Here is a 12037-nt window from a genome sequence, read left to right on the forward strand (position 1 = left end):
AAAAATAGAGGTGCCACGCGGGTTTGGTGAAGTGAAAGATGATGCGCGCGGGCTTGTACGAAAACCACTGCAGGCAGGTGATCAGATAAAAGCCCAGCAGTAGGACGAACGCCGCGTGCGCGATCAAAAATATTATATTCATCTTTTAAAATTCCTTTTTTATAAATTTGCGCGTCCGCTTCGCATGCCTGTGCGGGCAAGATGCGGCGAGCAAGGACTAACCGGCATTCGGCTTCATTTACAAATTTTACGAATTCTCGCTTTGCAAATTCTATTTTTACAAACTTCGCTAGCTCGCGAATTCACGCTCTCGTGTTGGCTGCACGAGCCGCGCTAGAAATTTACGCTGCCGCACGCCGTCTGCGTTTTCGATACCGCGCCCTATTTCTCGCGAGCTGAAATTTTCGCATGCTGTATATCTTATGACATCTAGCCCCACCTCGCGCGATTATTTGCGCGCCATCCGCGGCACTTCGGCTTCGTATCGCGACGAAGCGACGACGCGGTTATGCGACTAAATTTAATTGCTCGCTTTGCAGTGCACACGCGGTTTCGCCGCATCATGTACGGCTGCCGCAAACACAGAGCGGAAACGATCCGCTACGGCGTAAAATTTTAAAATTTAACGCGACACGCCGCAATTTGAGCTTTGCGTTTTATACTACGCGCCCAAAGAGCGTATTTTACGCCGCTAAATTTTAAATATGTGCCGCATACGCACGCGGCTTTATAATCTAAATTTACGCTTCGGTTTGCTATCTTTGGCGCAAACAAATTGCAAAATTTTAAAACGCGCAATGAGCCGCATTAAAGCGCCGCAATAAAACGCTTTTAAACTACACCTCGCTCCTGCCCTTCACGCGATCTGTTTTTTGCATCTAAAGCGCGATTTTTAGCGGCGCGGCACCACAATTTCGCGGCTAAATTTAAAAATTTACACAAAATCGCGTTTCGCTTTAAATTTAGCGCGGCGCCAAATCGTTGAATTTAGCTGCCGCTAAGCTCCTTTTCGATCTGCTCGCCGATAAATTCCGCGCTCTGCAAAAAGAAAAAGTGATCCCCCGCCAGCGGATAAAATTTGCTGTTTTTAATGAGCGAGTGGATCAGCTCGCCGCTTTTTAGGCTAGTGGCGCGATCGTCATTGCCCCAAAAGATGAGCGCATTTTGCGGGCTTAGCGCGGAAAAAATATCGCGAAAGTCCTCATTTACGACGTTTTTTAGCGTCTCATACATCGTCTTGCTCATACCTGCGGCATCCTTGCTCGCAAACGCACGCCAAAGCCCCGCCAGGCCAAATCTTTTTAAAATTTTAAAAATCGCGATTTTGGCGCGCACGGCAAAGGGCTTGGGTTCGATGATACCGGCGCTGCTTAGCAGTATGAGATTGCGCGGAGCCAGCAACGCGGCGATCTTGCCGCCGAAGCTGTGCCCCATAATCGCGGCGGGCTGTTTGCCAAAAGCTGTGATAAAGGTGCGCATAATCTCCGCGTAATCCTTGCTGCCAAGGGCGCGCGCGGGCTGCGAGCTGGCGCCGAACCCCGGCAGATCGACGCACACTAACGCGTAACGGCGGAATTTATCCGCAAAAACCCGAGACATAAGCGCTTTGTTTGCACCCCAGCCGTGCAACACCAAAATATATTCGGCACGCTGCAGGTTTGAAATTTCGTAGCTGATCTTGTAGCTTTCGCCGCCGCAGACGAGCTCCTTACTCGCCACCGCCGCTCCTTTTGGCGTAAACGGCCTTGAGTAGCTCGACTGCCTTTTCGAGCCGCTCAAACTCGCTCATACTGATCATTACGGCTTCGAATTTGTTATTTTTGACGATCAAGGCTTTTTTAATCTCTTGGTTTTTGATCTTGTTTAAAACGGTGCTGAAGTTGCGCACGATCTCGGTAGCGGTGTAAATTTCGTCTTGATTTATCATGACTTGACCTTTGGGGTAAAATTTTACGCAAAATTTAGCGTAAAATTTTAAACGATTAGCTATTTATTAGCGGTGATTTTGGTGATCAGCTCATAGCTTACGGGGATGTGCTGCATCGTGGGAAGCGACGAGGCTAGCGCGTTTAATACCGCCGCAAAGTCGTCAAATAGGTAGTTTGCGAGGCTGCCCGGGTTTGGATTTATCTCGTTTAGATAAATTTCGCTCTCTTTTTCAAAAAAATCGCAGCGGATCAGCGCGCCATAAAAGCCCTGCTCGTAAATTTTAGTAAAGGCGTCCTTCATTTTACCTGCTAGCTCGGGCTCAATATCGGCAGGTTCGATCTTTTGCGGGCGCGCGAAGTCGAGATATTTGCGATCAAAATCCAAAAAGCCCGATTTTTTCGGCTCCTCGATATTTGAATAGATAAATTTGCCGCTCACGTTTAAATTTGAACCAGAATTTGCGCCGTTTAAATTTAGCTCTTGCGCGAGGCTGCAGCCCGCAAGATTAAACTCGCGGATATTTTCGATATATGGCTCCGCAATCGCCGTATCATCGAGCTCGAAGGCACGATCTAGCGCGTAATCAAGCTCTGCCTTACTTTTTACGATGCCGATACCGATGCTGCTTCCGAGCCTTGCCGGTTTGATGATGAGAGGTAGTGCGAGACGTGGCGTCTGACCGCGCTTTAGCACTTCGTATTCAAGCGTCTTAACGCCTGCGGCGCGGGCTAGATCCTTGGTCAAAACTTTATTGTAGCTTAGCACGCTAGCTTCGATGCGAGGCCCGATATAAGGGATGCCGAAAAACTCGAATAAAGCCGCCATCTTGCCGTCCTCGCCGTCGCAGCCGTGGATTAAATTTATATAAACGTCCGCATCCAGCGCTTTTTTGCTAAACATTCCGCTTTCAAAAAACCCGCCCGTGCCGATGCTAAGCTCCTTCGCCTTGGCGTATTCGCCGTTTTTAAAATACGCCGCGCGCATATTTTTATCCTCGATGCGGTAAAATTTGCGCTCCTTATCGCAAAAGATAAACTCCAGGCTCTGTCCTTTTAGCGCGTTTTTAACGGCGATTGCCGAGATTATGCTTACCTCATGCTCGTAGCTCTGTCCGCCAAAAACTATACCAAATTTCATCATCTCTCCTTATGCTAATTTTTTAAGCGCTTCTTTTACGAGCTCCGCCGTGCTCGTGCTGGTGCAATCAACCATCGCTTTATTAATGCGATCTCTTTTAAATCCGAGGCTCTCAAGCGCCGAGATCGCCTCCGCTTTATAGGTCTGATCGGGGCTAAATTCCATCAGCTTCGCATCCCCCAGCTCGGCGATCATCCTGCGAGCCGTCTTGGGGCCGATGCCGGGCACCGAAGTAAGCGTCGCCGCATCGCCGCTAGCGATCGCTTTGATAAACGCTTGCGAGCTGAGGCTCGAGCACACCGCCATTGCCGTGCTTGCGCCGATGCCGCTAAGTTTGATCAGCATCTCAAACATCGTTCGCTCCCTCTCGTCCAAAAAGCCGTAGAGCAGATCGGCGTCCTCTCTGATGATCTGAGTGATCAAAAGCTCGGTCTTAGCGCCGCTTTGCAGCTGCGCGGCGCACCCTAGCGAGATATTTACGCCGTAGCTTACGCCGCTTGCGAGCTTCAAAACGCAGCGCGTAGGCTCTTTTTTGGTAATGATCCCCTCAAGCGCCGCTATCATTGTATCGCCCTTAAAATTTCATCGATCGCCTGATTTAGCACTAAATTCATAGCGTTAAAGATACTTTGCGAGCTCGGATCAGGCACGAAGACCTGCTTTGTGATGATGCCGGAGGTTTTGGAACTGATCGCGTCTAAAATTTCATATGCGATCGTGATAACCGCCTGATCGCCGTTAACTTGAAGCGCAACGACGTTTGTTTTTAAGCGCAGATCCTTTTCTTTGGGCACGAAGATCGGATTTAAGCCGCACGTGGAAAACGCGGCGTCGATCAGCGCTTTATAAACCATCTCGCTAGGCATCGTGATAAATTTAGCGTCGCTTGCGAACCGCGTTCGGTTTCTAAAATCCACTATTAAGATATCGCGCCTATCTACAAGATCGGTCGCCGCGACATTGTCGATAAAGATATTTCGGCGCTTGATGCCCGCTTGGATGCAGCTTTTCTGCTGATATTTAAGCTCGTAGTAGGTGTACGGCGTCGCCTTTTTCGCGAGACAGCCACTAAGAAGCGCGCCCGCAAAAGCTAAAATCAAAAATTTTCTCATCTATCGTCCTTTTTATCGCTACCCGACGTGTCTTTGAAAAAGAAATCGTAAGGGTCTTGCTCCAGCCTAAATAGCGCGTCTTGAAACTCGCGCAAGGCTCTGTTAAACTCGCGCAGCGTGGTCTTTGCCTCGCCGAGAGTCGGGTCTAAAATTTCTTTTAAATTATACTCGCCGCGATCTACGCGCTTCATAATCGCCGCTTGCGAGGCGTTGAGCGAATCGCTAAATTTCTTCGCACTTATCGCTAAAGCGTCAAAATCGTTTAATAGTTTATCGAATTCCTTCTCGCGCTCGTTTAAATTTGCGACCAATCTGTCGGCGTTCGCCATCAATTTATCTAAATTTTTAAACTTCTCCTCATCCGCTAATAGTGCGCTAAATTTATCCAGCGAGCTTAAGATGCGATCGAATTTCTCGGTGTTTTCGCGCGAAAGAATGGTGTTTATCTTAAAGATCATCTGCCCCACGCTATCGGTGATGATCTCAGCCTTCGAGCCGATCTTATCGAGCAGCGTCTTATCAAGCGCGATGATCGGCTTTTGATCGTTCGGCGCGAACAGCTCGCCGTTTCCTTTGGTGATATTTATAAACGCGATGCCGCTAATGCCCTGGGTTTCGACCTTTGCGATGCTGTCTTTTGAGATCGGCAGCTTGCTTTTTACTGAAATTTCAATCTCGATGATCGCGTTTTCGATATCGGCAAAGTCGATACGCTTTACAAAGCCCGCATTTACGCCGATGAAGCGGACTTCAGAGTTCTCTTTAAGCCCTGTTGGAAGCTCCTTGGTGTGGATGAAATATGAGCGGTAGCTCTCGCCGGGGGTGCTTTTCGTGAGCATCCACCACATAAATGCAGACAATGCGGTCACGCAAAGCATCGCAAATATGCCTACGATCGTGTATGAAGTTCTATTTTCCAATCTTTTCTCCTAATTTTGAAGAGCGTAAATTTTAAAATTTAGCGCCGATTTTGAAATTTTTAAATATCGTCGCGCCGTATTTTAGCGTAAAATTTTACCGCTCCGGTTTAAATTTAACGCCGCTTGCTCGTTAAAATTTTAAAATTTAAAAGCACTCCCGTTTAAATTTTAAAATTTCAGCTCGAAAGGCTTAAAATTTGTCCCGCCGCTACTTTAAAATTTCAGCTCGCATCGACATAAATTTTATATTTTCCGCAGTGCAGACATCTGAACAGATAGCCCGCCGTATCGCCTTCTGCGATGAGGCAGTTACGCATGTCCTCTACCGCAAATTCGCCGCGCAGGGCGTACTCCTCAAAGACTTCGTCGGCAATACCCATCTCCTCTAATTCCTTCGTGCCCACGTCGCCTAAAAACTCGCAGTAATCGTCGCAACACGTGAGCCAATGCGCTCCCTGCCAGCTAAAATATCCGGGCGTCCTTTGAAACAGCTCCTCGGTTTTAGCCTGCGCGTCCGAAGTGCTAGGCGGCAGAGGGTCGGCGTCCTGGATGAAGCCGGCGTCAAATTTCGCCGCAGCCGCGCCGCTAGCGATGCAGTGCGGGCAGAGGTATTTCACGTCCGCCGTGCAGTAAATGCTACCGCGATAATAAACGCCCGTCGCCTGCTCGCAGCACTCGCAAAGCACGCTCGCATCGTCCTTGAACACGCCCGTTTTAAATGGGTCGGGGTGATAACGAAAATGAGGCAGGACTTTTGATTTTTCGCTCACGCACGCCGCCTCGCTTGCGGTTTTGGGGCGCTTTATCGCGTCCGCGTCGCCGTCTGCGCCATATTGCCGCAGATAGCTGAGCTTTTTAAGCTGCTTTATGTCCTTCGGATCGCAAATTTTGGCTAATAGCTCGCAAGCGCTCTTTTTTAGCCCCAGCAGCTCGTAAACGTCCGCCAGCACAAGCTTTGCTTCTTTTTCGGTCGCAGTCTCCAGCTCATCTTTGAACTCATACAGCGCCAAAATGCTCGCCGCGCCGCCATCCGAGTCCCAAAACGCCTTTTGAAGCGCGATATACTTTTGCCTAAGCTTATCCATTTCAGCTCCTAAATTTTAAAATTTGCCCGCTAAATTTCAAACGTCAAAATTTCATCCATTCAAAATTTTACCCGCCGCGAGCTATATTTCGGCTAGATAAATTTCAAAGCTCAATCCCTTTGTCGCATCTTAAATAGCTCTTCAAGCGGGTTATTCTCCAGGTTTGAAATTTCCTCAATGCTTCCTTCAAAAGCGATTTTTTGATTATCCACGATCAAAAACCGATCCAAAATGTCAAAGATACTATCCACGTCGTGCGTCACCATAACGACTGTGACGCCGAGGCTATCTCTAAGCTCGCAAACAAGCCTATCAAGGGCTCTGGCACTGAGCGGATCAAGCCCCGAGTTTGGCTCGTCCAAAAATAAAATTTCAGGGCTGAGAGCGAGCGAGCGAGCCAGTGCCACGCGCTTTTTCATACCGCCGCTAAGCTCGTTTGGGCTAAGCGCGGCGGCCTCCTTCTTAAGCCCCACCTTTTGGATCCAAAACATCGATAGCTCATCTATCTCGCGCTCGCTAAATTTAGAGTATTCGCGCAGCAGCACGCCTACGTTTTCAAGCACGCTCATCGAGCTGTAAAGCGCGCCGAACTGAAACATCACGCCGCATTTTAGGCGGATCTCGTTTTGCTCCGCCTCGCTCGCGCTCCAAATATCGCGCCCGAAAATTTTAATCTCGCCGCTTTGCGGACGTTTTAAAAATATGAGCGTTTTCATTAATGTCGTTTTACCGCTGCCGCTGCCGCCTAAAAAGCCGTAAATTTCGCCCCTTTTGACGCTAAAGCTCACGCAATCGTGCATAACGCGCGAGCCGTACGCGGTAGTAACATCGCGTGCGACTATAATTTTAGAGGTCCCACTAGATTGCACTTGCTCGCTCATAGCCCGATCTCCGAAAACAGAACCGCAAAGACCGCGTCGATCGCAATAACCCAAAATATCGCATTTACGACGCTGATCGTGGTGTATTCGCCGATGCTTTGGGTATTTCCTTTGACCTCAAAACCCCGCATGCAGCCGATGATGGCGATAAATGCCCCGAAAAAAGGCGCCTTTATCATACCGACTAAAAAGTGCCTGAACTCAACCGCGGATTTAAATCTATTTAGATAATCGCTAAAAGGGATCTCCAAATACGCCTCGCACACGATCATCTGCGCGAGGATACTCACGCCGTCCGCGATAAAAATAACTAGCGGCATCACAAAAACCATCGCGATTATGCGCGGCATCGACAGGAAATAAAAGGGATCAAAGCCCATCGTCTTCATCGCGTCGATCTCCTCGGTGATCTTCATCACGCCGATCTGCGCCGTAAAGCTCGAAGCCGAACGGCCCGCGATGACGATGGCGGCGATTAGAGGCGCCACTTCGCGCAGCGTCAAAGAGCCCATAATATCGATGATATAGACGCTGGCGCCAAATTTAGAAAGCATATCCGAGCCGATGTAAGCAAGCACGATACCGATCAAAAACGCCGTCAAAGATACGATAAAAAGCGCGTCTATGCCGCTATCTTTGATGAAATTTACCGTCTCTTTGAATCTAAATTTAAAAGGCTTTGCAAAAATCGCGACGAGCTTTACGAAAAACTCGCCCAAAAATGAAGCTAAAGAAAGCAGCCCCAAAAGCCCTATGTGGATATAAAGCCCGATCTGCGCGAAAAAGCCCGGCGCAAGAGGCTTCGGTACGCAACCAAAATCGATCGATTCATCATTTATGAAATCAAAAATTTTTCGCGCTTTGTCGTTACTACCCGTGAAGCTTACCCGCTTGCCAGCAAGGGCGTTTTTGATCATCAGCGCCATGAAGTAGTCTAAATTTGAAATTTCGCTTAAGCTTAGCTCCAGCTCGTTTAAATTTTTTACCGCTTTTTTTAGTGCAAGTAGCTGGGAGCGCGAGCTTTTGTAGTTCCACTGTCCACGTAGCGATAAGGTATTTTTCCCGCCCGAGCTTTCGAGCGAAAAGGCTAAATTCCGCAAAAATTTCTCTCCAAAATCAAAAAATAGGGGAAATTATAATATAATCAACCTTGGCATTTTATAAAATTTAATGGAGATTTATGCTCAGAGGCTTTTTCACAAATAGCGTAGGCACGCTGGTTTCGCGGGTTTTGGGATTCGTGCGCGACCTGCTTACCGCATCGGTTTTGGGCGCGGGGATTTACAGTGATCTGTTTTTCGTAGCGTTTAAACTGCCTAATCTTTTCCGCAGGCTCTTCGGCGAGGGAGCCTTTACGCAGGCGTTTTTACCGAGCTTTACAGCCGCGCGTAAAAAAGGAATTTTTGCCGCAGCGGTGCTTATTAAATTTAGCATTTTTATCGCGCTTTTAACGGCACTCGTGCTGCTCGCCGCGCCCGTTTTTACTAAAGTTTTGGCATACGGATTTAGCGCCGAGCAGATCGGTCTTGCCGTGCCATACGTGCGGATAAATTTTTTCTACCTTACGTTTATCTTCGTCGTTACGCTCTTTGCCTCGCTGCTTCAGTACCGCGATCACTTCGCTACGACGGCGTTTTCGACCGCACTTTTAAATTTAGCGATGATCGCGGCGCTTCTGCTAGCTCGCGGCAAGGACGGCGCCACGGCGGTGCTCTATCTTAGCTTCGGCGTCGTGGCGGGCGGGCTTTTACAGCTTGCGGTGCACGTTTATGCGCTGAAATTTACCGGCATGCTGCGCGTCTTAGCGGGTGGCTTTGCGCGGCTTGCGCGGGGCGATAAGCCGCAGACGCAGGGCTTTTATAAAAATTTTTTCGCGGGCGTGCTCGGTGCGTCGGCGCTTCAGCTAAGCTCGTTTATAGATACCTTTTTTGCGAGTTTCCTCGCTAGCGGCAGTATCAGCTATCTTTACTACGCCAACCGCATATTTCAGCTGCCGCTCGCGCTTTTTGCGATTGCACTTAGCACGGCGATATTTCCGCGCATGAGCAAATTCGTAAAAGCGCACGACGACGCGCAGGCTCTGGCGCTCGTGCAGCGCGGATTTTACTTCCTTTTGGCGCTGCTTGGGCTCTCTGCGATAGGCGGCGTGATGCTGCGAAACGAGATCACGCAGCTGCTATTTGAGCGCGGAGAATTTACACATCAAAATTCTATCGAATGCGCCGCAGTTCTCGGCGCGTATATGGTAGGGCTCGTGCCGTTTGGGCTGTCTAGGATTTTTTCGCACTGGCTATATGCGAATATGAAGCAGAGGCTAAGCGCGAAAATTTCGATCTGGTGCGTCTTTATAAACGTCGCTTTGTGTGCGCTGTTTTTTAAACCCTTCGGTGCGGTGGGGCTTGCGTTTGCAAGCACGATAACAGGAGCGTTTCTGCTCGGCTTTAATCTCTATTTTTTTGGATTTAATAACTTTTTGGCTATAATCCGCGCAAAAAAAATTATTGCGATCGCGGCGCTTTGTGCGGGCGAGGCGGCGATTTTATACATTTTAAAAGGCTTGTATTATGGTAATTTATGATAGTTTGAGCAAAAAGAAGCTCCCATTTAAGCCCATTAGCGAGGGGTTGGCGCGCATTTACGCCTGCGGCCCGACCGTTTATGACGATGCGCATTTGGGGCACGCAAAGAGCGCCGTGAGCTTCGATCTGCTGCGCCGCGTACTGCAGGCCGAGGGCTATGAGGTAAAATTTGCGCGAAATTTCACCGACATCGACGATAAAATTTTAAAAAAGATGGCGGAAACCGGCAAGAGTCTGGGGGAGATCACGGAGCTTTATACCCGCAGATATTTGCAGGATATGAGCGCGCTAAACGTCGCGGATGCGAGCATTTCGCCCAAGGCGACCGAAAATATCGCCGCGATCTGCGAGCTCATATCTTCACTTCTTCAAAAAGGCTTTGCCTACGAGATCGCGGGTGACGGTATCTACTTCGACACGCGCAAGGACGGGGATTATCTAAGCCTTAGCGGCAAAAAAGAGGGCGCCGGCAAAAACATTGCCCGCGTTGCCTCAAACGATGCCAAGCACGACGAGAAGGACTTCGTGCTGTGGAAATTTGACGAGAATTGGTTTGATAGCCCGTTTGGCAAAGGGCGCCCGGGCTGGCACAGCGAGTGCGTCGCGATGATTTTAGCGCACCTTGATAGCGGTGATCCGCAATTTTGCATCGACATTCACGCAGGCGGCGCCGATCTGCTCTTCCCGCATCACGAAAACGAAGCCGCGCAGTGCCGCTGCGCTCGCCATAGAGCGCTAAGCAAATACTGGCTTCACAACGGCTTCGTGCAAGTAAATAACGAGAAGATGAGCAAGAGTCTCGGCAACTCATTTTTTGTAGGAGACGCCCTAAAAATCGCACCTGGCGAGGCACTGAGGTTTTATCTTTTAAGCTCGCATTATAGGGCAAATTTTAATTATTCGGTGGCCGATCTGCTTGCGAGCAAAAAGAGGCTCGATAAAATTTACCGCCTTAAAAAGCGCGTCCGTGACGTTTTAGCTCCCGCTGCGGGGCAAAATTCCGCAGCATGCATATCTGAACATACCGCGCAAATTTCATCCGCGAGCTCTGCGCGGGTTTGCGGAGATGCGGGGCAAAATTTAGCTTCAAACGAATCTCAAAATTTAAGCTCAAACGCGGCGCCGAATTCCAAACCTAAAAATTCCGCGTCTGAGCTGCCTGCCGTGGAGGCTAAATTTAGATCGGAGATGATGGAATTTTTGAGCGACGATCTTAACACCTCAGGCGCGCTTGCGGTGCTCGATAGCTTCGTAGCAGGCGCGAACGAAGCGCTAGATCGCGCGCCAAAAGACAAGGCGCTAAAGGTTCAGATCGCCGCAAATTTGGAGTTTGCGAAGCAGACGCTCGGAATTTTATATGAGGATGAGACCGAATACTTTCGCTTCGGCGTGAGCGAGCAGCAGAGGGCGCAGATCGAGGAGCTGATAAAACAGCGCGCACAGGCGAAAGCGGAAAAGAATTTTGCGGGCGCGGATGCCATCAGGGCGCGCCTTACGGATATGAAGATCGAAGTGATGGATACGCCTAGCGGCACCGTTTGGGAGGTCGCGGCGGAGTAAAACGTAAAATTTAGCGCAAAATTTTACGTTAAATTTTATGATTTTTGTCATACGGAGTACAAATCCGAACGCTAATTCGCGCATAAATTTCAGTGCGATTTCATTCGGCGGTGCGATGGTAGCACTGCGGCGGTCGTGCATATTTCGGCGCAATTTTTATTCGGCGATACAATGATACGGCGATGTGGCGGCGAAGACACAAGGCGGATCGCAATTTTCATTCGTAGGCGCTGTCGACGCGATGATGAAAGCGTGATTTTTAGCTTATGCCGAGTTGCGGTGTAGCGGAATAGTGCCGCGGCGAGGTAGTGTCACAGTGCTGCGTATAAATTTAGCGCGATTTTTTTGAAGGCGCGGCAGTATGAAAGTGCAATGCGGCGCGGCGATGTGAAGTCGCGATACACGTGATGTATAACGGCACTTTGTAGCGTTTTCAAAGCATTTAACGCTTATGACGTGCGAAAGTGTTTAGAAATCGCGATGAATAAAAAAACTCGCTACTTTCAAAGCATTTAATGCTTCGAACGCGGCAAACAAAAAAAGCTAAATCTCGGTATCGTCCGCACGGTCACCGCATGCGAGCGAGTTGATTTAGCGAGCTTGCGAAGCGCAAATTAGTCCCACGCCGTAGCGCAAATTTGTGCTGTCTCGCGGCCGAAATTCTAAAATTTAAGGAATTTAAGGGTTGGGGTTCTAAAGTTTTAGAAATTTCGGGGTTGGAATTCTAAAATTTCAAGAATTTTGGAATTGTAAATTCTAAAATTTTAGGAATTTTGAGATTTAAATTTTAAAAATTTTATAAAAAAGGATAGCATTTGAACGGCTTTAAAACTT

11 protein-coding genes are annotated in these 12037 nt (G+C 48.8%); 2 read left to right on the forward strand and 9 right to left on the reverse strand.

What is annotated here, in order from left to right; all coding sequences use genetic code 11:
• Positions 1–987: 987 nt before the first annotated feature.
• The 9 genes from Q0438_RS04475 to Q0438_RS04515 form a co-directional block, all read right to left on the reverse strand.
• Complete coding sequence (locus Q0438_RS04475; RefSeq protein ID WP_299187835.1) at positions 988–1719, reverse strand: alpha/beta fold hydrolase; 732 nt, start codon at positions 1717–1719, stop codon at positions 988–990.
• On the reverse strand, positions 1709–1927 hold the full coding sequence (locus Q0438_RS04480; protein ID WP_177389042.1) for a type II toxin-antitoxin system Phd/YefM family antitoxin: 219 nt from the start codon (positions 1925–1927) through the stop codon (positions 1709–1711). Before Q0438_RS04480 ends, Q0438_RS04475 begins: the two co-directional genes overlap by 11 nt.
• A gap of 59 nt (positions 1928–1986) precedes the next feature.
• Entirely contained in the window at positions 1987–3066 is a 1080-nt protein-coding gene (locus tag Q0438_RS04485) for a D-alanine--D-alanine ligase (RefSeq protein ID WP_299187838.1), read from the reverse strand.
• Positions 3067–3075: 9 nt separating this feature from the next.
• Positions 3076–3630 (reverse strand): Holliday junction branch migration protein RuvA, encoded by a 555-nt coding sequence (gene ruvA / locus Q0438_RS04490; protein ID WP_299187840.1) that lies wholly within the window; start codon positions 3628–3630, stop codon positions 3076–3078.
• Complete coding sequence (locus tag Q0438_RS04495; RefSeq protein ID WP_299187843.1) at positions 3627–4178, reverse strand: ABC-type transport auxiliary lipoprotein family protein; 552 nt, start codon at positions 4176–4178, stop codon at positions 3627–3629. The genes ruvA and Q0438_RS04495 overlap by 4 nt, the downstream gene beginning before the upstream one ends.
• The gene (locus Q0438_RS04500) at positions 4175–5098 is read right to left on the reverse strand and encodes an MlaD family protein (RefSeq protein WP_299187846.1); all 924 of its coding nucleotides are present in this window, start codon (positions 5096–5098) and stop codon (positions 4175–4177) included. The genes Q0438_RS04495 and Q0438_RS04500 overlap by 4 nt, the downstream gene beginning before the upstream one ends.
• 221 nt (positions 5099–5319) lie before the next feature.
• Positions 5320–6183, reverse strand: coding sequence for a CbrC family protein (locus Q0438_RS04505; RefSeq protein ID WP_299187849.1), 864 nt, complete (start codon positions 6181–6183; stop codon positions 5320–5322).
• Between the two features lie 110 nt (positions 6184–6293).
• A complete protein-coding gene (locus tag Q0438_RS04510; protein WP_299187852.1) occupies positions 6294–7064 on the reverse strand; it encodes an ABC transporter ATP-binding protein in 771 nt (256 codons plus the stop codon).
• Positions 7061–8164: an ABC transporter permease gene (locus tag Q0438_RS04515; protein WP_299187856.1), complete on the reverse strand. Its 1104-nt coding sequence runs from the start codon at positions 8162–8164 to the stop codon at positions 7061–7063. Before Q0438_RS04515 ends, Q0438_RS04510 begins: the two co-directional genes overlap by 4 nt.
• An 80-nt stretch (positions 8165–8244) precedes the next feature.
• Here Q0438_RS04515 and murJ point away from each other — a divergent pair, with 80 nt between their 5' ends.
• Positions 8245–9642 carry a murein biosynthesis integral membrane protein MurJ gene (gene murJ, locus Q0438_RS04520; RefSeq protein WP_299187859.1) on the forward strand — a complete coding sequence of 466 codons (1398 nt, stop codon included), beginning with the start codon at positions 8245–8247 and terminating at the stop codon, positions 9640–9642.
• The gene (gene cysS / locus Q0438_RS04525) at positions 9629–11203 is read left to right on the forward strand and encodes a cysteine--tRNA ligase (RefSeq protein WP_299187861.1); all 1575 of its coding nucleotides are present in this window, start codon (positions 9629–9631) and stop codon (positions 11201–11203) included. Before murJ ends, cysS begins: the two co-directional genes overlap by 14 nt.
• The last annotated feature ends 834 nt before the right edge of the window (positions 11204–12037 follow it).

It is taken from the genome of uncultured Campylobacter sp. (genome assembly GCF_938030785.1).
Classification (GTDB): Bacteria; Campylobacterota; Campylobacteria; order Campylobacterales; family Campylobacteraceae; genus Campylobacter_B.

Bases quoted from the DNA above. Each gene is read 5' to 3' on its own strand.
- cysS (WP_299187861.1), top strand. From the start codon at position 9,629: ATGGTAATTTATGATAGTTTGAGCAAAAAGAAGCTCCCATTTAAGCCC.
- Q0438_RS04505 (WP_299187849.1), bottom strand. From the start codon at position 6,183: ATGGATAAGCTTAGGCAAAAGTATATCGCGCTTCAAAAGGCGTTTTGG.
- Q0438_RS04510 (WP_299187852.1), bottom strand. From the start codon at position 7,064: ATGAGCGAGCAAGTGCAATCTAGTGGGACCTCTAAAATTATAGTCGCA.
- Q0438_RS04495 (WP_299187843.1), bottom strand. From the start codon at position 4,178: ATGAGAAAATTTTTGATTTTAGCTTTTGCGGGCGCGCTTCTTAGTGGC.
- Q0438_RS04485 (WP_299187838.1), bottom strand. From the start codon at position 3,066: ATGAAATTTGGTATAGTTTTTGGCGGACAGAGCTACGAGCATGAGGTA.
- ruvA (WP_299187840.1), bottom strand. From the start codon at position 3,630: ATGATAGCGGCGCTTGAGGGGATCATTACCAAAAAAGAGCCTACGCGC.
- Q0438_RS04480 (WP_177389042.1), bottom strand. From the start codon at position 1,927: ATGATAAATCAAGACGAAATTTACACCGCTACCGAGATCGTGCGCAAC.
- murJ (WP_299187859.1), top strand. From the start codon at position 8,245: ATGCTCAGAGGCTTTTTCACAAATAGCGTAGGCACGCTGGTTTCGCGG.